This window comes from Algoriphagus sp. (genome assembly GCF_046296635.1).
Lineage (GTDB): Bacteria > Bacteroidota > Bacteroidia > Cytophagales > Cyclobacteriaceae > Algoriphagus.
In genome coordinates this window covers 99,341-126,193 of sequence record NZ_JBKBKZ010000003.1, presented here as the reverse complement: position 1 = coordinate 126,193, position 26,853 = coordinate 99,341, and the positions used below count along the sequence as shown (strand labels likewise).

Sequence of the window (26,853 nt, the reverse complement as noted above, 5' to 3'; positions counted from 1 at the left end):
GTGAAAAATTAAGTTTGGCTGAAGGCATATTTTTTCAGGAAATATCTAAGTCAATAAAAGTCTGTGGAATTGCATCGATGATATCTGATGCAATGGTCCCACGCCATTTAGTCTTACTCGCAATTTCACCTGCCAATCCATGATGATACACACCGCAAACCATGGCGTTTTCAGGACTATAGCCCTGCCCTAGAAATGAAGTGATCATACCGGTCAAGACATCCCCAGAACCACCAGTAGCCATGTAATGTGTCCCTGAGGAGTTAAAGATTTGTCGTCCATCTGCAAGACAAATCACAGAATTGGCACCTTTGATCACTATGTTCAATTCCCGCTTTTTACAAAAATCAGCCGCTTTCACAAGCCGTTCTTTATGGTTTGAAGTATTTCCCAACAATCGGTCAAACTCCTTCAAATGAGGAGTCAAAATACTTCCTTTGGGAATCAGCGAAATCAAATCCGGATTTTGCCCCAGTATTGTTATCGCATCGGCATCCAAGACTAGCGGCTTTTGAAATTTTTGAAGGATAGGCTTGAGAAGCTCTACTTTTCCTTCAAGTCCCAGACCAGGACCAATTCCAAGCGCATCGAAACTGCTTAAATCCTCAGGAAGATCAAACAAGCACATTGCTTCCGGTACAGAAATTTGAATGATCTGTCGCTCTGACTTGGGCATCAAAGCTGAGACTAAGCCGGAACCCGTTCGAAGGGCAGCTTTGCAGGCTAAAATTGCTGCCCCCATTTTTCCTTCACTTCCAGAAATCAAAAGAACTTTCCCAAAATCTCCTTTATGGGAAAAGCGATGAAACTCCTTATGATGCCCAGGAATATCATGTTTTTGCAGAAAGAAAAAAGAACTGTCAAAGCAAAGGTATTCATCCTCCTTTATTCCAATATCGACTAATACTAAATCCCCTGTCATAGAGGCGTGCTCAGGAAAAAGCAAGGAAAGCTTAGGGAATGCAAAAGTCACTGTACAATCCGCCTCGACACAAATCCCTGTCAGAACATCGTCAGACGGCAAGCCACTGGGTATGTCAACCGAAATAACTTTCCCCTGAAAGGCGTTTATTTTTTGAATTATCTCAATTGCTTCGGGCCTCAAATCACCAAACAAACCAACACCCAAAAAAGCATCAATTAAAATACCCCGTATTTTTGGATTAAAATCTTTCCAGTCTTTAATCTCGATACCATCTGAGAGAAGTTTGAAATTCCATTCCGCATCCTCACTCAGCTTCGTTGAATCTGCAAAACATTTAAAAACCGAAACTTTATATCCGGATTTGTGAAGCAATCTGCCAATGGCGAAACCATCTCCACCGTTATTCCCTGCGCCACAAAAGATAAATACAGGCTCCTGTTTATCAAATTCAATCCCCTTCCACCAATTTACAAATCCCAAAGCCGCTCGTTCCATCAATTCAAGGCTGGAAATTCCGGCCTTTTGAATGTGAGCGGAGTCAAGCTGTTTTACTTGTTGGCCTGAGAGTATTTTCAGCATCGCTAAATCTTTTGTGGAGCAATCGAAGTTTTGGGAATAGTAACCAAAATCAGAAATCCTAAACCTATCAAAAAGAATATGCCCAGGGAAACTGCACTATTCCGCATGCTTCCCGTCAATTGTTCAATAGCTCCATACGTGAATGTGCCAATGACAATGGCAAGCTTTTCTGTGACATCATAAAAGCTAAAGAAGGAGGTATGTTTTGTTGTTTCTTCAGGGATCAATTTTGAAAATGTCGATCGAGAGAGGGATTGAATTCCACCCATGACCATCCCAACAACGAAGGCTAACGCATAAAATTCATAGACTGAATACACATAGTAGGCCGCACCGCATATACCAATCCAAATCAGGACCATGATCATCAAGCTGATTTTATTCCCATAGACTTTGGAAACAAAAGCAAAGAGATAACTCCCTCCAATCGCGACAAATTGAATAATGAGTACTGTGAGGATTAATTGATCACCGGGTAATCCAAGTTCTTTATCTCCAAAGGAGGCTGCCAAATACATCACTGTCTGAACACCCATGGAATAAAAAAAGAAGGCTGCAAGAAATCGCTTCATTACAGGGAATTGTTGAACCTGAGCAAACACTTTTTGAATTTCTTGATAACCCTTGAGTAGATATTCACTTTGGATTTTCTTTTTGTAAGGGTTTTTCGGAAGCACTCTAAATGGAATTTGAGAGAATCCAGCCCACCAGAGTCCCGTAATCAGGAAAGAAAACCGTGCTGCAAAACTGCCTTCAGGAACTCCAAAAAACTCAGGGAATTGGATCATCAAAAGATTAAACACCAGTAGAATAACACTACCAATGTAACCTAATGCAAAACCACGCGCGCTTAGAAAATCGTATTCATGTTCTTCAGCTATTTCTGGCAAGTAGGCATTGTAGAAGACAATACTTCCAGCATAGCCAATACTTGCTAACACACTGCATAAGATCCCAAACTCCAAATTATCCCCATCAAAAAAGAATAAACCGATACAGGAAATCGAACCTAAATAGGCAAAAAACTTCATAAAGAGAAGTTTCTTTCCAGAGGCATCAGCAATTCCTGATAGCAGAGGAGATAAAATAGCAATAATCAGATAAGAAAAGGAAATAGAATAAGAATATAAAACAGTATTTACAACCTCCAAACCGAAAAAATCAACCTTATCCGAACCGTCAAGCCCTTGGGTGACACTGTTATAATAGACAGGAAAAATGGTAGAGGTAATGACTAAACTATAGACTGAATTTGCCCAGTCGTACATGGCCCAAGCGCCTTGCACTTTATTTTTATTGGAGAGTAGAATTTTCATTATTTCTCAAATAAAAAAGCCATTCGCTAGGCGAATGGCTTTAACTATAAAGATTGAAATTTTAATTTGCCACTTTACCTGAAGATGCATAAAGCACCCGTCGCGCATCAGCATTTCTTAGTTCTGTCTGAACATCGGAGATCGGACCCATTTTAACGTCCCTGTCAATTTTCATTGAAATGGTTATAAAGCCTCGATCAGCTTCAGCAAGCATATCTCGCTCTTGGTTTACCCACTGAACAATTTCAGGAGGGGTAATCAGAACATCATTAGCTTGAATTCTAGGCTCAGAACCATATAGAGAGGTATTCTTTGGCTTACCAATGTATAGATAAGAAATCAAAGTTTTTTTCTGAAGCTTTTGAAGCTGCGTTGCCTGAGGTATTTTTTGCTCTACCAATAGATCTTGCTCTCTCAAAACGGTCGTAACCATGAAGAAGAACAAAAGCATGAAGATGATATCAGGAAGTGCTGAAGTCGGGATATTGGTAGAGGTCTTGGTCTTTTTCTTAAACTTTGCCATATCAATTTCCTCCTATTTTATCAGGTTCTGCAATAGAAATCGCCATTGGGATTCCTTCTTTTCCTCTATCTTGAAGTAGTTTCGATGCTTCGTTATCACCGGTTAGAGCTCTATACTCATCGGCACCTAATCCAACTCGCTCAGCATAAATCTCGAAGTATGCTTTTTTGGCTAAGTCAAAGACCTCCAAATAAAGCTCGTAACTCGTGCCACGGTTTGTTTTAATTGAAACTACCGCCTCTTTCGGGTGATCAGATGATTCTGGTCTTCTTTGAGCTTGTCCCTGTAAAGATCCCGGAAGCGAATTGAATAAAGCCGTTGCCTCTTCATCAGGGGCACCGAAATTCAGAATAAATTCTTTGATATCCTTATCCAGTCCTTCTGCTGTCCTTCTGTATTCTCCTTCTACCAAGAGATCATCATTTGCGTTGATCAGGATATTGAAGATGTTTCTTTCATTCTTCTTTATATCCGGTGGCGGAATATTTGGATCAAGCTTAGGGGGAAGAATATTCAAAATTCCCTTATCTGTCGCAATCGTGGTAGTCACGAGGAAGAAGATCAAAAGTAGGAAAGCGATATCAGCCATCGAACCTGTGCTCACTTCCGTGGTTACTCTGCTTTTCTTTCTTGCCATTTTGTTACCTGATAGCTTTGTTGAGTTCAGTAATCACAATGCCTACGAGGGCAACAATTACTAATATATATGTGGTGATCATCAAACCGCCCACCATTTGTGACATTGCAGGGGTCAAATTAAACGGATCACTTTCAAATTTTGGTAAAACTTCATTACCCGAAATACTGTAGGCAACAAAGAATAAAATCACGATTCCTACCACTCCAAGTCCAGTTTTTAATAAACTTTTGGGATCGTCAAGTGATTTAATTAGTGGAAGTAGAATTGCAACTACCGCTCCTATTCCCACTAGTGCGTAGCTCACATAGAGCATGATATCATAGGTATCCATAGTATCGATTCTTAGTTAATTGGATTTGATTTAGACTAAATTGATTTCTGGATTACTTACCAGTCAATTTGTGCTTTACCAACACGTCTACCAGAGAGATAGAAGCGTCTTCCATATCGTTAACCAAAGAGTCGATTTTTGATACTAGGTAGTTGTAGAACAATTGAAGGATAATCGCAACGATCAAACCAGCAACTGTGGTCAAGAGTGCGATTTTGATACCACCCGCAACCAATGAAGGAGAAATATCTCCTGCTGCTTCGATCGCATCAAATGCACCAATCATACCGATTACAGTACCCATGAAACCCAACATTGGAGCAAGGGAGATGAAAAGAGAGATCCAAACTAGACCTTTTTCCAATCGACCCATTTCAACCGAACCGTAAGCAATAATGGATTTTTCTACCATTTCAATACCTTCTGAATATCTCATCAAGCCTTGAGTAAAGATAGAAGCAACAGGTCCTTTAGTGTTTCTGGTTACGTCTTTTGCTGCTTCAATACCACCAGTAGAAAGTGCATCTTCAACCTTCAAGATCAGCTTCTTGGTGTTTGTTGTAGCTAAATTCAATGAAATAATTCTTTCCAGAGCAATAGCAAGTCCCAAGATCAAACAAATCAAAACCGGAGTCATGTAAAGCGGATCTCCTTCGATAAATTTTTCTTTGATTACCTGGTGAAAGCTCTGCTCCTCAGCGACGATTTCATCGTCAACAACTGTAGGTGTGGAAGCTGATGCAGCAGGTGCATCTTGTGCGTTAGCGAAAACAGGAACAAACATGATACCTGCAAGCATGAACAAAGCGATTAACTTTCTCATAATGTGTTTTTAAATTAGACTTTTAATAAAGGTTAAATGGTTTCCAGATTAAAATTGAATTTTAAAGTTATGATTTTTTAAATTCAAAAAACAATGGGCTCTTTTAACTTTCTTGAAAGAATCCCCTGTTTAAATCGAATTTAAGGCAATTTTTACATGAATGGAATAAAAAAACAAATTTTCAAATTCTTTCTAACCACTCATTGGATTACTTCAAATGGTCTTTTAAAGCTTTCGCCTTACCAAGACCTTAACAGATTTCAAGCTTATCCATTTTTTATCAAAATACCCAACTCTTTTTTTATTTTGATGAAAAAGAAATTTATTTCCCAATATCATTTGGTTGATTCGGATAAAAGTTTTGCCATTTAGGAACCCTTTTTAACTGAGTCTATAGGTTTTAATATAAAAATTGAAAGGCAATTTGAGTAAAAAAAAACCAGTCCATTATTGTGGACTGGTAACTTGCAGAGAGAGAGGGATTCGAACCCTCGATACCCTTGAGGGGTATACACACTTTCCAGGCGTGCTCCTTCAGCCACTCGGACACCTCTCTGTGTTGAATTTTTCGCTTGCTTGCGAATCGGAGTGCAAAGAAAATTATTATTCCTGCCGATTCCAAACCCATTTCCAAAATACCGGCTAAATCAAGCCGTAATTTCTCCGGCCAAAGACTGGGTCAACTTTTCACAAACTTCTTCCCTTGTGTAGTTTTGGCCTAATAAATACATCAGCTTGGTGACAGCCGCCTCTGTAGTCATATCTGCACCACTTACCACACCCACAGCTAATAATTCCTTACTCGTTTCGTACCTCCCATGAATGACTCGTCCCCCATTACATTGGGAGACGTTAAGAATGATCAAGCCTTTTTTTATTGCTCTGTCCAAAGACTTCATAAACCATGCTTCCGAAGGACTATTTCCTGATCCATAGGTTTCCAAAACCACTCCCCGAAGGCCCTCAATATTGAAACAAGCATCCATAATTAGATTAGTGATGCCAGGAAAAAGCTTCAAAATCATCACCCGATTATCCAGGTGATTCATTTTGACCAACTTTCGCTTAGATTCAAATGGTCTGATCGCATTCATATTGTAATCGATCACAATTCCCGCTTCTGCTAGTGAGGGATAATTTTCTGACTCGAACGCATCGAAATGAATACTTTGGACCTTTTTGGAACGATTGCCTCTCAGCAGCATGTGATTGAAAAAGATACACACCTCAGGCACGATTGGTCGGTCATTTATTTTTGCGGTAGCAATCTCCAAAGATGTCATTAAATTCTCCCTTGCATCCGAGCGCATGGCTGAAATAGGCAATTGAGCTCCTGTGAAAATTACCGGCTTGTTTAAACCATTGAGGAGATAACTCAGCATCGAAGCCGAATAAGCCATCGTGTCTGTCCCATGCAACACCACAAATCCATCATAGCTATCATAGTTTTCATAGATAATGTAGGACATATCTATCCAATGACGCATGGTGACATTCGAGGAATCTATGGGCTCGGGGAAAGAAATCACTGTGATAGCAATGTCCATATTGGAGAGGATTGGAATTTTTTCCAATATCTGACCAAAGTTGAATGGAACGAGAGCACCTGATTCATCATAGGCCATCCCCAATGTGCCTCCGGTATAAATTATCAAAACGGAAGAAGTTCTTGCCGTTTTTAGACCAGTGTTAAGACGAACAATTTTATAATTCATGGAGTAATTTCCTTAAATAAATTCATTGCGTTGGATTTGGTCAATGAAGCAACATCGGATGAAGATAACTGAAGCAAATCCCCTACCCGCTGTGCAATTGCCGGAAGATATGCCGGAGTATTTCTTCTACCTCTAAATGGCACAGGGGCCAAATAGGGCGCATCTGTTTCAAGAACTAAGTGATCCAACCCAATAAAAGGAATAACTTGATCAAGTCCGCCATTTTTATAAGTAGCTACTCCCCCAATACCGAGAAGAAATCCAAGTTTGATTATTTTCTTTGCCTGCTCCAAATTACCTGTGAAGCAGTGAAAAATTCCCGATAGTGATCCATCCTGAGCTTTTTCGATAATCTCTATGGTTTGATCGATCGAATCCCTACAATGTAAAACGATAGGTAGCTTCCGTTCTTTGGCCCAGTTAACTTGAATATTTAGGGCTTCTTTCTGCCTTTCAAATCCACTCTTATCCCAATAAAGGTCCGTGCCAATCTCTCCTACCGCAGCGAAGGATCGCTTATTTAACCAAGCCTCCATCACATAAAGTTGCTGCTCGAAATCCTCCTTGACATCGCAAGGATGAAGTCCCATCATGGGAATGCACAAATCTCCATACCTGGATTCACAATCCAGCATCCGGTCAATGGTCTCCACATCCACATTGGGCATATATATTCGCTCAATCCCAGCCGCTCTGATTTCATCGATGACCTCGTCCCGGTCCGAATCAAACTTGGTAGAATAAATATGTGCGTGAGTATCGATTAAGTTCATGGGTATTTTCGGGCTTTCCATTCTATTTGACCGGGCCAAAAGTAATAAAGAATAGTCAGGCTAAGGTTCCAAAATTGGTAAAATTCGAAAAGCAATAGTGGTAAAACACTAAGTTTCTGACCCACTTTTTTTGAGAAAAAGTAAAGGAAAAAACTCTGGAATAATACTTTTATTCCAAAAATAGCCAAGCCAAGCTCCACACTAAATGCAATTAAACCTAGAATCAACGGATAATATAAAATCTGTAGGCTGAGCAGGATTTTCCAAGGAATAGAAAGTGTCATCGCTCCAGCTACCCAGCGCTTACGCTGCTTTAGAAGTGCCTTCCAGTCCTTTTCAGCTTTGGTTTTGACTAGAAAGTTTTTACTTACTTGATGCTTGATTTTGAAACCTAGCCCACTAATCGCTTTGGAAATCTCTAGGTCTTCTGTCAATGAAAATGGAATCTTTTCAAATCCTCCACATTCTAAATAAGCATTCCGACTGATCACCATATTATTTCCAAGTCCTGTAGTAGGGAGTTTTAAATCAGTAACAGCTTTGACAATGCCCAGTGTATTCCACCAGTCAATCTCCTGCATTTTCCCAAAAAGATTTTTGCTTTTCACCTGAGTGATACCCAACACCAGACCCGAATTTTCATCGAAGCAGTTGACTCCTTCCCGAATCCAGTATTGAGGAACTTCGCAATCTGCGTCAGTAAAAAAAAAGAATTCTCCCGCTGCCTCTTGGCCAAGTATCGCCAGTGCATTTGCTTTTCCATTCTTTTGAAACAGATTTTTTTGGTCCGATCTTATTGAAATAAACTTTCTGTTTACCCCCTTTTGTATCCAATCTTCTATGATTTGAGCAGTCTGATCTTCGCTTTGATCATCTGCTATCAAAAATTCAAGTTGATCTGCAGGATAGTCAAGTTTGTCAAAGCTCTTTAAAAGAAGTGGAAGGTCCATTTCTTCATTTCTGGCAGCAACCAAAACCGATACTTTTGGAATTTGGCCTTTATTTTTAAAATGGTTTTTCCAATTCAATTTCAATAAAAACAAAAGCAGCGTGTATTGAACAATAAGCAACCCGGAAATAAAAGCTAACCAAATCATCATTGCAATAGGCTGGTTTTAAATCCTTTTTCAATCAAAAAATCAAGATAAGTAGGAAGGATTTTACGAATAACATCCTTGGTTTTCAGTTGATCATGGAAAAGAATGATACTTCCGGCTCGAGTATGTTTTATACTTTTTGTTAAAACTCGGGACGATGAAATAAAATTATCATAATCACCGGACAGCACATTCCACATGATCAGTTTTTTGGTATTCATAACATTTTTTGCCTGAGAGCTCCTGATCAAACCATAGGGAGGACGAAAAAGCCCAGTTTGGATACCCAGTGTGGCATCCAATACTTCATCAAAGGCTTGGATATTTTGGAGGTAAACTGAATCATCTGTTTTCCAGCCATTCAAATGATTGAGGGTGTGGTTTCCAATAGCATGTCCGGATTCCAACACCTCCTTTCCAAGTATTGGGTTTTTTCGAAGATTATCCCCAACCATAAAAAAGGTAGCATTTTGATTTCTTTTGGCTAATTCATTCAACACAAAATCAGTCACACCAGGTACGGGTCCATCATCAAAGGTGAGATAGACTTGATCATCTGAGGCATCCCCACTCCAAATTCTTTTTGGAAAAAATAATTGAACGGGCCGGGGGACGGTATGCCAAACCATGGTTTAGCTAAATCTAAGGCTGAGTAAAGTCAGGTCGTCTCGTAAAGGAATCTTTTGGGTAAATGCCTGCATTTTATCAAAAAACTGCTCGTGAAAATCTTCAGGATTCATGCTCAAATGGGTATTCACAAATTCCTGAAAGCGTTCCTCTCCATATTCTTCTTCCTCAGGATTGATCGATTCTGTTAATCCATCGGTATAAAGGTGAATTGTGAAGTTTTCCAATCCTACTCGCTCTCCGATTTCCAAAAATGGAAGTTCATCAAAAGCTCCAAGAATTGTAGTTCCTGCTTCAAGAGCTTCACTTTTTTTCTCATCTTCCCAACAAAGTATCGGTGGATTATGACCTGCATTCACGTACCTCAAAATTTTTGTCTTGCGATTGTATTCACCGAGGAAAACTGTGATAAACCGCTCGCCTTTGGTATTCTCGATAAGCGTATAATTCAATTGATGAATTATGGTTCCAAAACCAGCATCACTACGAAGCAAGGTGCGAAGAGCGGCCTGAAAATTAGACATCAGCAGTGCAGCGGAGATTCCTTTCCCTGAAACATCCGCTATGCAGAAATAGCTGATATCATTTGATTTTTGAATCAAATCATAATAATCACCTCCAACCAAGCTATGAGGAAAGTAGGTGACTTTAGCCTTAAGTGTCTTAGTATTAGGAAGTGAGGCAGGAAAAAGCATCTGCTGAACTTGAGAAGCAATAGCAACTTCGCGATTGAGCACTTCCTGCTCGAGCTGTCTTCGAGCGAACCGCTTATTTTCCAATGCAACCACAAGAATATTTGCCAAAGCTTGGGTGAAATCCAGATCCAATTCTTCTTTTTGTGATTTCCTTTTTAGAAAAAGAATTGCCAATAGTTTATCCTTGTGATACACTGGCAAATAGGTCTCAAGTTCCTCAAAAGTGTATTCTTCGCTAAGTTGAATTTGAAGTTGCCCAGTATCTTTTTTGTCAATGATAGATGAGGATTCCAGTGTCATCGGTACTTTGCCCTTAACTCCGTGGGATATTTTTCGCTCAAATCCCTCTTTGCCTAACACATATAAAATAAGTGACTTAATGTGAAGGTGAACCAGGCAAGTAAATTTAAAAATAGTAACTAAGGTCGCTTCCGACTGATTCTCATTGATCGCTTGTGTGATCTCGAGAAGTGCCTTTAGTTCCAGTTCTTTTCGTTGGTATTTATATGTCTCGTCAATCAAAGATCAGAGTGTGTTATGGGCCATGAGACCCTTTTTTGTAGCTAGATAATAAAGGCTTTTGCCTTCGGTGATTAAATCCACGACATCAAATCGTTCGGTGTCAGGACTGGTTAAGCATTTGATCATTCCACATTGATAAAGGGAATTCAGCGTCGCTAGAAGCAGACCGTCCTCCCAACCTAAAGATTCCTTGATAAAGTCATAATTTTGTACAAAATACAGCTCGTCAAGCAAGTCAAATTCCTCGTCACTCATAATTTTTAATTCGAAAGCTAAATTAAGAATTCTTTAATTGGAACGGCCCTTCCAGGTAAATTTTCCCCGAACCGAAGCTATCCCTACAAAAATGACATAAAAGGGATGAATTATTCCGGTTTTTATAAAGTCTACAACAGAAACATCCACCTTTAATTCTTTCAAGACATTCCCCAGAGCTAAACGCTCAGAAAATATTTTTCCGCTCCAGACAGCGATAAAGCAAAAAACTCCCCAAATACCCTCTCCGAGTAAAATAAAGCTGCCAATCCAAATGAATTGAACTAAAAAGCTGAACACAGAGGCGAGCGCATGCCAAAAATCACGATGAAGTTTCCATTTGCCTGCCCATCTTGTTCTTTGATTAAGCAACTTTGCAACGGTTTCCAAAGGTTTGGTAAGCACCAAATTCTCAACGAAAGGTAAATATGCACAGCTCTCACCCCCAAAATGTAGAATTATCTTCTTCAGCAAAAATTCATCATCTCCAGACAAGTGCTGACTGTTTTGATCGTAACCTTTCACTGAAAGAAAAGCTGATTTTCGATAGGCAAGATTTGCACCACTACACATCAAGGGTCGCTTTTGGTAAAATGAAAAGTGTGTCAGAAGCAAAATGCTTGACCATTCAATCTGTTGATATCTTTGAAAAAAGTTACGCTGACCTACGCTGAGTACAGGCCCTGCAACGAGCTGAATTTTTGGATCAAGAAAAGGGGCAACCATTTTCCTTACCCAATCGGAAGGAAATCTACAATCTGCATCCGAACACAAGATCAGTTCTCCCCCTGATGCAGCAATCCCAAATTCTATGGCTTTCTTTTTTCCAATCATGGGACTTTGGAGAATTTTAATGTGATTTTTTGAATTGAATTTTGATTGCAAAAAGGGAAATGAACCATCCTCGCTTTTGTCATCTATGAGCAAAATTTCAAGTTCAGGATAGTCCAATTTTAGGAGTTCTTGGGATAGGATCTCAAGATTTTTCATTTCATTTCTGAAAGGAATCAAAACAGACACCCTTGGGAATTGAGCGGTAGCTTGGGCCTTAAGATTTGATTTAGGCCACTTTTTCTTCAGCCAAAAGAGCAAAACAAAATAGCACCCGGTCCACAGGAGGTAAAAACTGATCATCTTTTCGGCTAACTTGCGGCGGTGAGTAAAGAAGAGAAAAAAGAGCCAAAGGAAAAAATCATTTTAGGCATTGATCCGGGTACTAATGTGATGGGTTATGGCCTGATCATGACTGAAGGGAAAAAATACAAAATCCTTCAATATGGCGTCATCCATCTGAAAAAGTATGAGACTCATGAACTGAAGCTTAAAAAAATCTTTGAGCGAGTCACAGGAATAATTGATGAATTTTTGCCTGATACGATGGCTTTGGAAGCCCCCTTCTATGGAGCCAATGTACAATCCATGCTGAAACTCGGCCGTGCACAAGGTGTAGCGATGGCGGCAGCTTTGGCACGGGAAATCCCCATCACCGAATATTCTCCAAAAAAGGTCAAACAATCCGTCACAGGTAATGGTAATGCATCCAAGGAACAAGTAGCAGCGATGCTTCAAACCTTATTCAGCCTGACCGAATTACCAAAAATGCTGGATGCAACAGATGCTCTGGCGGTCGCACTTTGCCATCATTTTCACGAAGGTAGAGTACAGACGAGAGGGAGGAATGAAGGTTGGAAATCCTTCATCGAAGAAAACCCCAGTCGCATAAAAAAATAACTCCCAGCCAGAAAGGCTAGGAGTTAGAATTAGTGATTATTCTTGATGTAGGTACAGTAATTTGCCAGAATATCAAAACAAATACCAGAAATTGGCTTAAATACTAATATTCAGGCCCTCTTCGGTCTTCGGTCGCCTGTGCTGAGCGGAGTCGAAGCATCCAGTCCCTTATCTATGGAAAATTCACCTACTAGCAGAAAAGCGGATTTCCACAATATTCCTAATTTCCCCCAAAAGTGTACCCTAGGGAGACTTTGAAAACTTGGTTCTTGACATCAGAATTGTAATAATTTAGAGAAGCAAGACCAAAATCATAATTGGCTTGCAAGTTAAGACCCTGTAGAAGCTTTACTTGAGCGCCGATGACTCCTCCAAGGTCATAACCTTTTGTAGCTTCTGAGCTGTCAAACGTATCTTCGCCGATTTTGTAAACACTTGATAACAATAAGGAAGCTTGGGGACCAGCAAAAATATTTATAGCCGGAATCAAATTCACACGAAACAATACGGGGATGTCGATGTAACCCAATTGCTCATCGATTGATTTTCCACTTGAAGCTTCTGTCCCTTTGTATCCTTTTTGAGAATACTGAATTCCTGGTTCGACAGAGACAAGCCCTGCATCAAATGTGAAATAACCTCCAAGATGAAAGCCTGATTTCGCTTCAAAATTGGTGTTTGAAAAATTTGCGGAGCTAAATCCCGCCCTAATTCCAACTTGTGCCTGCGCTGTTGCAATAATGCCAAACAGAAAGAAAGACAACAAAACTTTTCTCATGATTCAAATATTTTTAATTTACAGTTTCCAAATGCAAGATTATCTATTCTTTCATAAACCTCAACTTTTTTAACCACCAAATGAGAAAGACCTTCGACATGTTTGATCAATTTCCAGAAATAAGTAATGCAGCAAAAAGTGCATTCGAAAAGGAATTAGATTACTTGGTACTTGAAAAAGGCGGAATACTGGAGCAGGAAGGAAAGGTTTGCAACCATCTGTACTTTATAATAGAAGGCTCTGCAAGGAGCTTCTACACTCGTGAAAATAAAGATATTACGGTTTCATTTTCTTTGGAAGGGGAGTTTTTGACTGCCATGCATTCTTTTGTTTCAAGAAAACCATCTTATGAAAATATTGAAGTGATGGAAAAGACGAAGGTAGCTCGAATCAAATACGAATCCCTGCTGAAGCTTTTTGAAAAACATCACGATCTGGAGCGAACCTACAGACTTATCCTCGAGCAGTATTATGTCACTTTGGAAGAACAGTTGATATTTACGAAATTCAAATCAGCCAGAGATCGCTATTTGGACTTAATGGAATACCGTCCAAAAATTATCCAAAGAGCATCTGTGGGACAGATCGCCTCTTATCTTGACATGAGTATTGAAACTCTCAGTCGAATCAGAGCGAAAATTTGATTTATTGACTTTTCTCAATAGAATGTTTTTCAATTATGGGTTAGATTTATAAGTAATTTTACTCTAAACCCAAACCACTATGAGGAATTTTCTGACTTACCTAGCCGGGTTGTCCATTCCCATTTTGATCTTTTCCTGTGGATCAAGCACCAACGAACAATCCTTTGACACCTCTAAATTAGTGCGTATTTCTCCAGCAGAGGTGGACAAAATCGTTGAAGCGTTCATCATGGCGGAGGATTCGAGCACCATTGAAATCCCTGCAGGCTTTTATGAATTGAAGACTCAATTAATCCTGGACAACAAATCAGCTGTCAGAATAAAAGGAGCCGGAATGGACCAAACGGTCATCTCCTTCCGCAATCTCAAATCCGGTGGAGAAGGAGTGAAAATCGTTGGAAATAATATCATCATCGAAGATCTCAGCATAGAAGATGCTCCGGGCGACGGTATCAAAGCCCAGCATACTGACGGAATCACCTTCAGAAGGATAAATGTCACATGGACGAATGGCGACAAATCAAAAAATGGAACATACGCCATTTACCCTGTCCAATGTAAGAATGTCGTAATTGACGAATGCATTGCTTCGCATTCCAAAGATGCAGGAATTTATGTGGGTCAGTCAGAAAATATCATTGTCAAAAACTCCCTTGCCTTTGGCAATGTAGCAGGCATCGAAATTGAAAATTGCGACAATGCAGAGGTATTTGGAAACATCGCCAGAAATAATTCAGGTGGAATCTTGGTTTTCAACCTACCAGGACTTCCAAAATCTGATGGCAAGGGCACTAAAATCTATGATAATGATGTCATTGACAACAATCACGAGAACTTTGCAACGCCTATCGGAGACGGTCCAAATGGCAATACCGTGACTATGATTCCTCCCGGATCGGGAATTGTCCTTCTTGCTGCAAAAGAAGTCGAGGTCTATGGAAACAGAATTCATCGAAATAAGACTACCGGAGTGGCAATAGCAAATTATCAGATCACGGGATTCCCTGCTGAGGCTCCGAATTGGTCTCCTTATTCCACAAATATTTATGTCCATGACAATCAATACGAAAGAAACTGGTATCAATTCCCTGATTTTTCCAGAGAACTTGGCAAGCTGATTTTAGTCTACAATGCACATGGATTTGGCAAAAGTCAGGATATCATCTACGATGGCATTTGGGATGAGAATCTTGGCACTTCCATAGATTCAAATCCAATGCGGATTTGCATTCAAGAGCCTGGAATGGAAAATCTAAGATTTACAAGATTTTTTCTTACTGATGGGGAGGAAAATATAGATTCATTCAAGGATTATCAACCCTTCCAAAATTGCAAGGTGGAAGTCAAAACAGACATTTCAAGTTTGGCAGGTCTTTAATTTTGAATGAATGAAAGCTAGAGCGGAAGAGTATCGAAGTTGGATATTGGGTATCAGCCTTTTTATGCTGATTGTCGTGTTTTTGATTTCTTGTCATAAATCCCAGGAGCAAATAGTTAAACAGGCGACTTTGCCAGAAGAAAAATTAGCCGATGAATTTGCAGACGGCAATTTCCCCTATCGAAGACTTTCGACCTATGGATTTTTTACTGGAGAAATAAAGGACTTACAACCCTCCTCCAGAGTTATTTTTTACAAGCCAGCTTCTTCTCTTTTCACTGATTATGCGCTTAAAAGTCGTTTTCTGCTTATTCCAGAAGGGGAAAAAGCACAAATAGAAGAAGATGATTTGAAATTACCCAAAGGCTCAGTATTGATAAAAAACTTCTATTATCCGTTTGATTACCGCAAACCCGAAGGAGATCGCAGAATAATTGAAACTCGTCTAATGATTCATGAAGAAAAAGGTTGGCAAGCCTATCCTTATGTCTGGAACGAAAGTCAAACAGACGCAGTCCTGAGGGTTGTCGGCGGTGAATTTGAAGTGCGATATATCGACACCAAGGGTAAAGATCAAGTGATAAATTACCTGATTCCTAATAAAAATCAATGCAAAAGCTGCCACAATAAAAATGAGGTCATGGCTCCGATCGGGATTCAAATCAAGCATCTTAATTACAACTTGGACCCTAGCGAAAACCATTCAAATCAATTGGATCATTTGGCTCAGTTAGGAAAACTGGAAGGATTCAATGGAGCAGATCAACATCCTAAAATGGTCAATTACGAGGACAAAAGTCAGGCGCTTGATGATAGGGCAATGGCCTACCTAGATATCAATTGCTCTCATTGCCATAGCGCAGATGGACCCGCTAGTACTTCCGGCCTTTTTCTCACCTATGATCAAAAAGATCCTATGAAACTGGGGATCAACAAAACGCCGGTAGCAGCAGGAAGTGGTGCGGGTAGTTACAAATTTGATATTGTTCCCGGCAAACCTGAGGAATCAATTTTAATTCATCGGATGAACTCTACTCAAGTTGGGGTCGCTATGCCCGAGTTGGGCCGTACCACGATTGACCATCAAGGTCTTGAACTAATAAAAGCGTGGATTTCGGAACTGCGTTAAAATAAGAAAGGGCTGCTTTCGCAGCCCCTTCAAACCAACGCTCTGATTAAAAAGTATAGCCTAAAGAGACTTTAAAGCCCCTATTATATACGTCTGCATTACTATTCTTGAATATGGGAGTAAAACCATAATCGTATGACCCTTGAATATTTATTCCTTTGGGAAGATTATAGCCTAATCCAAATACCAGTCCAGCATCGGTGTCTTTGATATTATTTGTGTTGATTGATACGGTGGACCCACCGAAATCACCTTCAAATTTTGAGTTGGTCAAGAATGATATCTGAGGTCCTCCAAAAACATTGAATCCTTCACCGAATTTCAATCTGAGCAAAAGAGGGACATCAACGTAATTCAGAACTGCTCTAGTATTGGCAGCATCATCATTTTGAGTTCCTTTGATAGAATAATATACTCCTGGTTCAATGCTGATTGGTCCTCCACCGAGGAGACTTGCGTAGATTCCGGCATGAAATCCAGCCCGATTGGTGTAATCATTTTCCGAAACATCCTTTCCTCCAAAATTGAAGAAATTAGCTCCACCTCTTATTCCAAAGCCAGATTGAGCATTCGCACTTATTCCTGTCAAAACAACCAAGGATAATATTAAAAGTGTCTTTTTCATAGGTCAATAAAATTTTGATTCAATACATCAAAGGCCCAAAACGATGCCAAAGACCGATTTTATTCGGAGCTACCCTCCTTATCACACAACAGATTTTTCGATATAATTGGAGTTCATCAGAGCAAGAGCACCCATATATTTCAGCTTAAAAGTCAGTGTTTCACCTACTTTGAGTCCTTTTTCATTAGGTCCTAAATTCAGGATTAACATATCCGAACTTGCTCCCAGAATTTCAATTTCGGGGTCAGAAGTGATCAAATATTTGGGATCCACATCAAGGAGTCCTATATCCAAAATTGCCCGAAATGAGGTCTTTCCGTAGAGTGATTCATCAATTTCGGCAAATTCCCCTTGAGGATTCATCCCCAAAACACCGATAGGAAGTAGGGGTTTTTCCTGAAGCTCGATGATCTCTGCCTCCAATTCAAATACATCACCGTACATTCCTTCAATGACTTTTTCCTCGACCAGATCAACCCCAAAAAACAAGGTCTCCCCTACTCGGAAGTGGTTGATTCCTTTGGGAAGTTGGTGGGCAAGCATCAAAGGAATAGTGACCGAAGTACCGGCAGATACCCATGGTATCTTTTTTCCAAATTTTAATTCGATAATTTGCTTGTACAGTGATAGCTGAATCAACTTATCGGTACTTGGCATCACGCCATTCAGACAATTCAAATTAGTCCCAAGACCGATCACTTCGATATTTGGGAGTTCAAAAACTCGCTCATAAAAGTCAACCAAATTTTCACCCAAAACCCCTTCCCGAAGGTCTCCTGTTTCCACCATGATGATGATTTTGTGAAGTTTTTCCTGCTTTACAGCCTCTTGACTGATCATCTTTATCGTTTCCAATTCACTGTTCAGGCTGACATCCGCAAACTCCACCATTTGTCCCACATTCTTTTTTGATACGGGTTTGATGTATACCGTCTGAACACTTCGATTCAATCGCTTGACCATTGCCAAATTAGAAATGCGGCTGTCGTGAATTTCTTCAATACCCAGATTAATCAACTCTTGAAGAAATAGTTTATTCCCGCAAAGTAGCTTGGAAACCACCCCCCAACTCACTTCCTTGACTTCAAACAGCTGCTTCAAAAAGAGAAAGTTAACCTTAAGCTTATCTAGATTTAATGTCAGGTTGGCCATCCTACTTTCGGTTAAGTCTCATTTCCAGATATTTATTGGTAAAGCCCAGTCGCTCGTAAAGTTTACGGGCAGGATTATCAGCCTCGACATGAAGGGCGACTGCTCCATTTGCCATTTTGATAGCCGTATCCATGATTTGCCCACCGATTCCTTTACCTCTTTGATTGGCATCGACTGCGATATAGACCAAAATATTTTCTGGGATATAGCCAGACATTCCGGTTTTATTCATAACCAATGCCCCGACAATCTTTCTATTTTCTCTCGCCAAAATCACAAAACCTCCTGCCTGCTTTCCTGCATCAAGTGCATAATCCAGACATTTCATAATATCCGACTTCGGGTCTCCGTATGCTCCCAGATGCTCAAAAAGAAAATCTGCGATCTCATTCTTCTGTAGAAATGTCGCATTATCTAGCGGTGTGAGTGTTTCAATAGAGTTCATATTTGAGGTGTTTTTATTGTTTTAATAAAGGTATTCACTAGCCAAAAGACGATCAGAGAAATCAAAATCCCGAAGAAATTGGGATCTAAGCCAAATGGCAAAGGGGTCTCTAAAATGGTAAGCAAGGCTGTCAATGTTCCACCGGAAATCATTGAGGATACAGCCGCTTTTGGATTTCTTTGGTTGAAGAAAAGCCCGGCAATCACCGGGACAAGTAATCCCGATACCATAAAAGCATAGGAATATAGCATCAAACTGAGCACTTCTGTCATTTGCCAAGCCAAAAAAACTGCCAAAACTCCAATTAGCAGGGTCAAAGCTTGACTGATTCTCACCTCCTGTCGATGAGTTTTATTCTTTAGAAATTTACCGATCAGGTCAGTAGAAAGATTACCCGAAGCAGCCATCAAACATGAATCCGCCGTGGAAAGCACGGCTGAAAAATAGGCAGACATCATCAGCCCCAAAATCCCCGCCGGCAATATCTGACTGAGCAATACTGGAAGCCCCATTTCCGGATCCATTGAAGCGGTAAACCCTTCCAGAACTCCCTGCTCTACAGCTACCCGAGAAAGCAAACCGAGTGAAACACCCAAAAAAGCCATAATTGGCCACTCAAAAAGTCCTGCGATAAACCATGCCTTCCTGGCTGATTTCACATCTCTAGCGGCAAATATCCGCTGATAGAGCGTCATTCCAACAAACCAAATCGGGATGATCGTGATCCCCCAATTGACCAAATCCTGCCATGTGAGATTGGTAAATGAAAAGAATTCCGGTGGTAATGTTTGCGTGATTCCTTCCCAGCCCCCTACAAAAGAATAGGCCATGGGAACACCAATCAACATCAAACCCATCATCAAAATGATCCACTGAATCGTGTCCGTATAAATCACCGCCTTGAGACCTCCCATAACGGTGTAAACAACAGCGATAACTCCCATAATCAGCAATGCAGTCTGCAAGTTAATTCCCTCAAAGGTTCCGGAGGCAAGTTTAGCGCCTGCTAGCAGCTGGGAAGAGGTGAAACCGAGGTAACCCAAAAAACAAATAACGGCAGCGACTTTAGCCGCGCTGGAGTCGAACAGATGGCCAATGATCTGCGGAAAAGTGAAAAAGCGGGAAAATGCAGCGTCAGATTTTACCCTTGGAATCAAAATCACGGCTGCAAGCCAAGCACCTATCAAACCGGTAAAAAGCATCCATGAACCTGCAATTCCCATTGCAAATCCCAATCCACCAAGTCCAATGGAAAAACCTCCACCTACATCGGTTGCTACTACAGATAAGCCAATGTGCCAGCTACCTATCGATCGGCCTCCAACATAGTAATCTTCCTGACTGGAGTTTTTTCGCATGAAATAATATCCCACTCCCAGCATGGCTAGCATGTAGGCGATGAAGATCCCCAGATCTATGAAATGCATTACTTTTTTGGATTTGCCTCAAATTGAATTTAAAATATAACCTTTCAAAGGTAAGAAAAATGAAGCTTATGCCCAATTTTATTGGGTTTTTAGATTAAAAAAGATATAATAATTCAATTTAGTCTTAGAATAATTAAAATAAAAAAGCCAGACTTTTGGTCTGGCTTTACACTGGATTATCTTAAAATTATACGTTATCGCTGCTTACTACAGCAGCAAAATACTCTCTATTCATTCTTGCAATATTAGAAATAGAAATACCCTTTGGACACTCAGCTTCGCAAGCACCTGTATTTGTACAAGCTCCAAATCCTTCAGCGTCCATCTGAGCAACCATCTTTTCAGCTCGGGTTTTGCGTTCTACCTGTCCTTGTGGAAGTAAGGCAAGCTGCGAAACTTTGGCCGAGGTAAATAGCATGGCTGAGGCATTTTTGCAAGCTGCTACACAGGCTCCACATGCAATACACTGGGCCGCATCCATTGCCAGATCCGCAATGGTTTTTGGGATTGGTATCTCATTGGCATCAGGTACTCCACCTGTTCCTACAGATATATATCCTCCAGCTTGAATGATTCTGTCAAATGCGGATCGATTGACCACTAAGTCTTTTACCACCGGAAAGGCCTTGGCTCTCCACGGCTCGATAGTGATCGTCTGTCCATCAGAGAAAGATCTCATATGAAGCTGACAAGTAGTAGTCTGCAGCGGTCCATGAGGTTTACCATTAATATATAAGGAACAAGTTCCGCAGATTCCTTCTCGACAGTCATGGTCAAAATGAACCGGATCTTCTCCCTTTTCAGTCAAATTTTCATTCAACACGTCCAACATTTCAAGAAAAGACATGTCTTTGGAAACATGATCTACCTTATAGGTAGCAAAGCCGCCTTTGTCAGTTGCGTTTTTCTGTCTCCAGATTTTTAAAGTCAATTGCATATAGCTATGAATTTTTGTCTTAAGATTATTTATAGGAACGTTGAGTGAGCTTCACGTTTTCGAATTCCAAAGGCTCCTTATAGAGTTCCTCTTCTTGATTTTCACCCGTATATTTCCATGCGGCTACGTAAGCGAAGTTTTCATCATCTCGAAGCGCTTCACCTTCCGGCGTTTGGAATTCTTCTCTAAAGTGTCCACCACACGATTCGTCTCGATTAAGCGCATCGTCAATCATTAGTTCACCCAATTCAATGAAATCAGCCACTCGATGTGCCTTTTCCAAGGATTGATTTAGCTCTTCATTTGTACCAAGAACTTTGACATCAGACCAGAAGTCTTTTTTCAATTGCTTGATTTCGGCTTTGGCCTCACTCAAACCTTCTGCAGTTCTTGCCATTCCACATTTATTCCACATAATCTTACCTAGCTTTTTGTGGAAGTAATCAACTGTCTTCGTGCCTTTAATCGACAATAATTGGTTAATTCTTGCCTGTACTTCGGCAGTTACTTTAGCAAATTCAGGATGATTGGTATCGACTGGCTTTGGAGGAGTTGAGGCCAAGTAATCACCAATAGTATATGGAATTACAAAATACCCATCAGCCAATCCCTGCATCAATGCTGAAGCACCAAGTCTATTTGCTCCGTGATCTGAGAAGTTGGCTTCTCCCAATGCATAAAGACCAGGGACAGTAGTCATCAAATTGTAGTCTACCCATAATCCACCCATTGTGTAGTGAACCGCAGGGTAAATCATCATCGGAACTTCATAAGGATTCTCCCCTGTGATTTGCATATACATATCGAACAGGTTGCCGTATTTTGATTCGATGGTGGCTTTTCCGTCTCGGTTGATTGCATCACGGAAATCAAGGAAAACTGCCTCACCTGTTTCATTTACTCCTTTTCCTGCATCGCAAACTTCTTTCGCATTTCGGGAAGCAACATCCCGAGGAACAAGGTTACCGAATGAAGGATATTTTCGCTCCAAGAAATAATCCCTGTCTTCCTCTTTGATCTCATTTACTTTGATTTGACCTTTTCTAAGTTTTTCTGCGGTTTCTACAGTAGCAGGAACCCATACTCGTCCATCATTTCTAAGGGACTCAGACATCAATGTCAATTTGGACTGATGATCTCCTGAGACCGGAATACAGGTCGGGTGAATTTGAGTAAAGCAAGGGTTCGCAAAGTAAGCACCACGCTTGTGAGCTCTCCAAGCTGCTGTTACATTGGAACCCATTGCATTTGTTGAAAGGAAAAAGACGTTACCATATCCACCTGTACAGAGCAATACTGCATGTGCAGAATGCGTCTCAACTGCTCCGGTGATCAAATTACGAGTCACTATTCCTCGGACATGGCCATCGACCATAACCATATCCATCATTTCGGATCGTGGATAAAGCTTAACTTTACCATTAGCAACCTGTCTGCTCAATGCAGAATATGCTCCAAGAAGCAATTGCTGCCCGGTTTGTCCTCGTGCATAAAAAGTTCTGGAAACCTGAGCTCCACCAAAAGATCGGTTGGAAAGTAATCCGCCATATTCACGTGCAAAAGGGACCCCTTGCGCTACGCATTGATCAATAATTTTTACGGATACTTCCGCAAGTCGGTAGACATTAGCCTCACGAGCTCGATAGTCACCACCTTTGACCGTATCATAGAAAAGTCTGAATACTGAGTCACCGTCGTTTTGGTAATTTTTAGCGGCGTTAATTCCACCCTGAGCTGCGATAGAGTGCGCTCTTCTAGGGCTATCATGAAAAGTAAACGCTTTGACAACGTATCCCAACTCCGCTAAGGAGGCAGCTGCCGAAGCTCCTGCCAATCCTGTACCCACTACAATAATTTCGTACTTTCTCTTATTCGCCGGGTTTACCAGCTTGCTTGTAAACTTGTGCTTAGTCCATTTTTCTGCTATTGGACCAGCAGGTATTTTGGAATCTAGTATCATCTATGTCAGATTTAATTAGCTGCTACATTCATTTTCAAATCCAATCAAAGCGACTGGATATACATCACTATCGGAATCAGTGCGAAAAGCACCGGAACAAGAATTGAAAAACCAATTCCAACTTTTTGAATTAATGGGGAATATTTCACGTGATTGAGACCAAGTGTTTGGAAAGCACTGGCAAACCCATGAGATAGGTGAAAGGCCAGAAAACCCATGCAAAGCACATAAAAGGCCACATACAACACATTGGAATAAGCCGCTGCGACTATCGCAAAGACATTTTTATAGGTAACTCCGGCAATGTCCACCATTGGCATTTCTCCGAATTTGATTTCGTAATAGAAACCCTTTAGGTGTACTAATAAGAATAGCAATATGATTGTGCCTAGAATTCCCATGTTTCTGGATGACCAGGTGCTATTTGTCGAAGCGGCACTCTCTACATATCCGATAGGTCTTGATTTCTTATTGAGCTGGGTGAGCAAAATAGAGTAAATGACATGAAGAATAATAAATGCAAAATTGCCAATTGATACTATCCTGATAAGTGGATTGGTTGCCATGCTTTCTGCATAAAGATTGAAGGATTTTCCATTATCCGGTAGCAATAGCTGAAGGTTCCCAGCAAGGTGAACCACCAAAAATAATATTAGAAACAATCCGGTCAGGGCCATTAGTAATTTTCTGCCTAGTGTGCTGCTCAAGGTTTTTGTAACCCAACTCATACAAATTTGTGATTAGTTTAGAACGAAAGTCTTTGATTATTTTATCCCCCAAATTTACATGGTATCAGGTAGCAAACAATGTAACCGATATCCATTCCCTTATTTTAAAAGGTTCTAAATAGTTTTTTTCAACTATCGATTCTCTTAAATCGATCATAAAACAGCCGGTTTATTTTAATTGTTTGAATTTTCGGGGAAATTCTGTTTACTTCCATTTATTTCGCAGAGGTTTAATCACCTAAAGAGATCTGAAAAGAATTAACATTTGTAATTCCTTTTACGTTTTGAAGTAAAGTATTACCAAAGTCAACCAAACATGAAGCTCAATTTCTCCCTTGGGATTTTTTTTATTTACCTGATCACAGGCGTTTCTACGGCTTTCGCTACCCACATCAGGGCTGGAGAAATCATTGCGGAACGGATCTCGGTTCAGACCCTCACCTATCAAATTACGGTTGTGGGATATACCGATACCCGCTCAAACGTAAAATTCGGACCTGGGAGGATAAATTTTGGAGATGGAAGGGAAGAGCAGCTTGATACACAGGCTAGCTTTGGCGTTGTCCTAAATCTTGGAGACCAAATTGAAAAAAACACCTTTGTCATAAGGCACACTTTTCAGGGGCCAGGGAAATACAAGATTCGTTTTCAGGAATTCAATCGAAATGACTTAACACTCAATATGGATAATTCAGTTGACACACCTTTCTATGTGGAAACTGAAATCAATATTGATCCATTTTTTGGAGTAAATAATTCTCCGGTATTGACCATACCACCTGTAGATAATGGTGCTGTAAACGTTCGATACATACACAATCCAGGAGCTTATGATCCAGATGGGGATAGCCTTTCTTACGCAATGGATATACCCAAGCAGCAATTTGAAAGACCCGTAAACAATTACAGAAGCCCAGCAAGTCCGGAGTTCAGCCGAAGTCAAGAAGATGGAACAACTCCTGCTTTCTTAAGAATTGATCCTGTTTTTGGGGATTTGATTTGGGATGCTCCCGGTACGGCAGGGCAATTCAATGTGGCTTTTCGAATTATTGAGTGGCGAAAAATCAATGGAGTATTTATTCAAATTGGGTATGTCGTTAGAGACATGCAGATTATTATCGAAAACTCGAATAATCGAAGGCCTGAACTCCTACTCCCACCAGACCTTTGCGTAGAAGCTGGTACACTCATACAGGAGATAATTCAAGGTTCTGATCCTGACGGGGATCCCGTTAAAATTGAAATTTTCGGAGAACCAATTGAAATCACCTCCTCTCCGGCAACCTACAGCCCTATAAGCCAATTCCAACCACAACCTGGTATCGTGAATTTTAACTGGCAAACTGTCTGCAACCACGTCAGAGCAAGAGAATATGAAGTTCGTATTAGGATCACAGATCAACCTCGTTCTGGACCCAAACTAGTCGACATCAAAACATGGAGGATAAAAATAGTCGGCCCACCTCCTGTTTGGGATGCCATTGAGCAATTGCCTGGGCGAAATGCACAATTGAACTGGGATCCATATGTCTGCGCAAACTCTGCCCAGGAAATGCAAATTTGGAGAAGAATTAATTCCGATCCATACATGCCTGATAGTTGTGAAACAGGAATTCGAGCAGGCTATGAACTGATCGGGACTACCAATATGCAGACTTTCACCTTCAATGATCTCAATGGTGGTGAAGGACTTGCGCCCGGAAACACCTATTGCTATCGTCTGGTAGCTGCATTTCCACAACCAAGAGCGGGAGAAAGTATCGTGTCTGAAGAGATTTGTATTACAATCGATGTGGACGTTCCTATCATCACTAATGTGAGTATTGAAGAAACAGCTACTACTACCGGGGAGATCTTTGTCAAGTGGACCCCTCCTTATGACATAGATAAAGTGCAGTTTCCTGGGCCTTATTCCTACGAACTTCTCCGCAGTGAAGGCTTCACCGGAAATGCCAACAGGATATCTCTCGGAATAAAAACGGATACTCTATTTACAGATACGGGTCTGAATACCGAAAACTTGGTTTACAATTATCGGGTTGTCCTACTCGACAATAATACCAAAATAGATACTTCCTCATCAGCCTCCACTGTGCGATTGGAACCAACGATCATCAACGAGGCGATTGAACTCAACTGGACATTTAATGTCCCATGGAACAATCAAATCGGCGAATTCCAACATGAGGTTTACAGAAATAGGACAGACGCTAACGCTGCCGATTCAGAAACTTTTGTAAAAATCGCCGATGTCGATGTAGTCCAAAATGGATTTAAATACCTGGACGATGGAAGTTTTAATGGAAAGCCATTAATTAAAGAGTTGGAGTATTGCTATTATGTTATTACTAAAGGCGCATACAATGTTAAAGGCTTAGTCTACCCACTGGAAAATAAATCACAAATCACCTGTGCGCTTCCGGATGACAATAGACTTCCATGTCCGCCAGTTTTGACTTTCGAAGGCCCGGAATGTTCCGCCTATGTTTCAGAGCAACCATGCAACAGCAACACCTTCCAACATCAGCTCAGCTGGGTACCAAATTTCACAGGCGATTGTGATGATGAGCTGAGTGGATACAAATTATATTTCACCCCTGATGGTGAAGAAAGTTTGTTCAACCTTGTCGGTCAATATTCAGCCATTAGCCTGGCAGCAACGATTTCCAATCTTCCGAATTACCGAGGTTGTTATTACATAACAGCCATTGACCGGTCAGGTAATGAAAGTCAACCGAGCAATATTGTCTGTGTGGACAATTGCCCTGTTTACAACCTGCCAAATGCATTCACTCCAAACGGAGACGGAAATAATGATACCTTCATCGCATTTGACAATCCATTCTCCATGTGTCCAAGATTTGTGACGAATGTGGAAATCTTCATTGTTAACCGTTGGGGAGTGGAAGTATTCCGCTACAACAGCCTGCAATCAAATGAAAATGATGTATTGATCCGTTGGGATGGTCGCGACAAAAATGGAAACGAACTTCCAGCCAGTACCTACTTCTATTCAGGGAAGGTCAATTTCGACGTGCTTGATCCAAGCCAAAGAACCCGAGATTTAAAAGGGACGATCCAAATCATCAGATGACCCC

Annotated in this window: 26 protein-coding genes and 1 tRNA gene; 5 read left to right on the top strand and 22 right to left on the bottom strand. The window is 40.6% G+C overall.

The annotated features are described in order from the left end of the window. Positions 1-34 precede the first annotated feature (34 nt). From ACK4HU_RS03965 to ACK4HU_RS03900, 14 genes are all read right to left on the bottom strand, one after another. Positions 35-1,504, bottom strand: coding sequence for an NAD(P)H-hydrate dehydratase (locus ACK4HU_RS03965; RefSeq protein WP_409803548.1), 1,470 nt, complete (start codon positions 1,502-1,504; stop codon positions 35-37). A gap of 2 nt (positions 1,505-1,506) precedes the next feature. Next, a complete protein-coding gene (locus tag ACK4HU_RS03960; protein ID WP_409803547.1) occupies positions 1,507-2,820 on the bottom strand; it encodes an MFS transporter in 1,314 nt (437 codons plus the stop codon). Positions 2,821-2,881: 61 nt separating this feature from the next. Further along, positions 2,882-3,343: an ExbD/TolR family protein gene (locus ACK4HU_RS03955; protein ID WP_409803546.1), complete on the bottom strand. Its 462-nt coding sequence runs from the start codon at positions 3,341-3,343 to the stop codon at positions 2,882-2,884. 1 nt (position 3,344) lies between these two features. Then, positions 3,345-3,980 (bottom strand): ExbD/TolR family protein, encoded by a 636-nt coding sequence (locus ACK4HU_RS03950; RefSeq protein ID WP_409803545.1) that lies wholly within the window; start codon positions 3,978-3,980, stop codon positions 3,345-3,347. A gap of 4 nt (positions 3,981-3,984) precedes the next feature. Beyond that, entirely contained in the window at positions 3,985-4,314 is a 330-nt protein-coding gene (locus ACK4HU_RS03945) for a hypothetical protein (RefSeq protein WP_409803544.1), read from the bottom strand. A 52-nt stretch (positions 4,315-4,366) separates the two neighbouring features. Further along, the gene (locus ACK4HU_RS03940; protein ID WP_409803543.1) at positions 4,367-5,137 is read right to left on the bottom strand and encodes a MotA/TolQ/ExbB proton channel family protein; all 771 of its coding nucleotides are present in this window, start codon (positions 5,135-5,137) and stop codon (positions 4,367-4,369) included. A gap of 468 nt (positions 5,138-5,605) precedes the next feature. Further along, positions 5,606-5,693, bottom strand: a tRNA-Ser gene (locus ACK4HU_RS03935). 91 nt (positions 5,694-5,784) lie between these two features. Further along, entirely contained in the window at positions 5,785-6,852 is a 1,068-nt protein-coding gene (locus tag ACK4HU_RS03930; protein WP_409803542.1) for an asparaginase, read from the bottom strand. Further along, entirely contained in the window at positions 6,849-7,625 is a 777-nt protein-coding gene (locus ACK4HU_RS03925; RefSeq protein WP_409803541.1) for a TatD family hydrolase, read from the bottom strand. The genes ACK4HU_RS03930 and ACK4HU_RS03925 overlap by 4 nt, the downstream gene beginning before the upstream one ends. After that, positions 7,622-8,725, bottom strand: coding sequence for a glycosyltransferase (locus ACK4HU_RS03920; protein ID WP_409803540.1), 1,104 nt, complete (start codon positions 8,723-8,725; stop codon positions 7,622-7,624). The genes ACK4HU_RS03925 and ACK4HU_RS03920 overlap by 4 nt, the downstream gene beginning before the upstream one ends. Then, a complete protein-coding gene (locus ACK4HU_RS03915) occupies positions 8,722-9,351 on the bottom strand; it encodes a polysaccharide deacetylase family protein (RefSeq protein WP_409803539.1) in 630 nt (209 codons plus the stop codon). Before ACK4HU_RS03915 ends, ACK4HU_RS03920 begins: the two co-directional genes overlap by 4 nt. Positions 9,352-9,354: 3 nt before the next feature. Beyond that, on the bottom strand, positions 9,355-10,566 hold the full coding sequence (locus ACK4HU_RS03910) for a PP2C family protein-serine/threonine phosphatase (protein WP_409803538.1): 1,212 nt from the start codon (positions 10,564-10,566) through the stop codon (positions 9,355-9,357). A gap of 3 nt (positions 10,567-10,569) precedes the next feature. Beyond that, the gene (locus tag ACK4HU_RS03905; RefSeq protein ID WP_409803537.1) at positions 10,570-10,821 is read right to left on the bottom strand and encodes a hypothetical protein; all 252 of its coding nucleotides are present in this window, start codon (positions 10,819-10,821) and stop codon (positions 10,570-10,572) included. Positions 10,822-10,854: 33 nt separating this feature from the next. Beyond that, entirely contained in the window at positions 10,855-11,955 is a 1,101-nt protein-coding gene (locus ACK4HU_RS03900; protein ID WP_409803536.1) for a glycosyltransferase, read from the bottom strand. Positions 11,956-11,976: 21 nt separating this feature from the next. Between ACK4HU_RS03900 and ruvC the strand changes: the two genes are divergently transcribed. Continuing rightward, positions 11,977-12,552, top strand: coding sequence for a crossover junction endodeoxyribonuclease RuvC (gene ruvC / locus ACK4HU_RS03895; protein ID WP_409803535.1), 576 nt, complete (start codon positions 11,977-11,979; stop codon positions 12,550-12,552). Positions 12,553-12,772: 220 nt separating this feature from the next. On the opposite strand, the gene ACK4HU_RS03890 is transcribed toward ruvC, so the two are convergent. Further along, the gene (locus ACK4HU_RS03890) at positions 12,773-13,330 is read right to left on the bottom strand and encodes a porin family protein (protein ID WP_409803534.1); all 558 of its coding nucleotides are present in this window, start codon (positions 13,328-13,330) and stop codon (positions 12,773-12,775) included. 80 nt (positions 13,331-13,410) lie between these two features. Here ACK4HU_RS03890 and ACK4HU_RS03885 point away from each other — a divergent pair, with 80 nt between their 5' ends. The 3 genes from ACK4HU_RS03885 to ACK4HU_RS03875 all read left to right on the top strand — a co-directional run bounded on the left by ACK4HU_RS03885 (position 13,411) and on the right by ACK4HU_RS03875 (position 16,481). Further along, positions 13,411-13,974, top strand: coding sequence for a Crp/Fnr family transcriptional regulator (locus ACK4HU_RS03885; protein WP_409803533.1), 564 nt, complete (start codon positions 13,411-13,413; stop codon positions 13,972-13,974). Positions 13,975-14,053: 79 nt separating this feature from the next. Continuing rightward, positions 14,054-15,352: a parallel beta-helix domain-containing protein gene (locus ACK4HU_RS03880; protein ID WP_409803532.1), complete on the top strand. Its 1,299-nt coding sequence runs from the start codon at positions 14,054-14,056 to the stop codon at positions 15,350-15,352. A gap of 10 nt (positions 15,353-15,362) precedes the next feature. Next, positions 15,363-16,481: an SO2930 family diheme c-type cytochrome gene (locus tag ACK4HU_RS03875; RefSeq protein WP_409803531.1), complete on the top strand. Its 1,119-nt coding sequence runs from the start codon at positions 15,363-15,365 to the stop codon at positions 16,479-16,481. A gap of 46 nt (positions 16,482-16,527) precedes the next feature. On the opposite strand, the gene ACK4HU_RS03870 is transcribed toward ACK4HU_RS03875, so the two are convergent. The 7 genes from ACK4HU_RS03870 to ACK4HU_RS03840 form a co-directional block, all read right to left on the bottom strand. Next, positions 16,528-17,106, bottom strand: coding sequence for a porin family protein (locus ACK4HU_RS03870; protein WP_409803530.1), 579 nt, complete (start codon positions 17,104-17,106; stop codon positions 16,528-16,530). Positions 17,107-17,187: 81 nt separating this feature from the next. Next, on the bottom strand, positions 17,188-18,258 hold the full coding sequence (locus ACK4HU_RS03865; protein ID WP_409803529.1) for an alanine racemase: 1,071 nt from the start codon (positions 18,256-18,258) through the stop codon (positions 17,188-17,190). Between the two features lies 1 nt (position 18,259). Further along, complete coding sequence (locus ACK4HU_RS03860) at positions 18,260-18,703, bottom strand: GNAT family N-acetyltransferase (protein ID WP_409803528.1); 444 nt, start codon at positions 18,701-18,703, stop codon at positions 18,260-18,262. Continuing rightward, positions 18,700-20,130 (bottom strand): sodium:solute symporter, encoded by a 1,431-nt coding sequence (locus ACK4HU_RS03855; RefSeq protein ID WP_409803527.1) that lies wholly within the window; start codon positions 20,128-20,130, stop codon positions 18,700-18,702. The genes ACK4HU_RS03860 and ACK4HU_RS03855 overlap by 4 nt, the downstream gene beginning before the upstream one ends. Positions 20,131-20,317: 187 nt before the next feature. After that, positions 20,318-21,067, bottom strand: a complete 750-nt coding sequence (locus tag ACK4HU_RS03850; RefSeq protein ID WP_409803526.1) for a succinate dehydrogenase/fumarate reductase iron-sulfur subunit — start codon at positions 21,065-21,067, stop codon at positions 20,318-20,320. 25 nt (positions 21,068-21,092) lie between these two features. Beyond that, positions 21,093-23,027, bottom strand: coding sequence for a fumarate reductase/succinate dehydrogenase flavoprotein subunit (locus tag ACK4HU_RS03845; protein ID WP_409803525.1), 1,935 nt, complete (start codon positions 23,025-23,027; stop codon positions 21,093-21,095). A 44-nt stretch (positions 23,028-23,071) separates the two neighbouring features. Continuing rightward, positions 23,072-23,755 (bottom strand): succinate dehydrogenase cytochrome b subunit, encoded by a 684-nt coding sequence (locus ACK4HU_RS03840; RefSeq protein ID WP_409803524.1) that lies wholly within the window; start codon positions 23,753-23,755, stop codon positions 23,072-23,074. Positions 23,756-24,071: 316 nt separating this feature from the next. On the opposite strand from ACK4HU_RS03840, the gene ACK4HU_RS03835 reads away from it, so the two are divergent. Then, positions 24,072-26,849: a gliding motility-associated C-terminal domain-containing protein gene (locus ACK4HU_RS03835; protein WP_409803523.1), complete on the top strand. Its 2,778-nt coding sequence runs from the start codon at positions 24,072-24,074 to the stop codon at positions 26,847-26,849. The last annotated feature ends 4 nt before the right edge of the window (positions 26,850-26,853 follow it).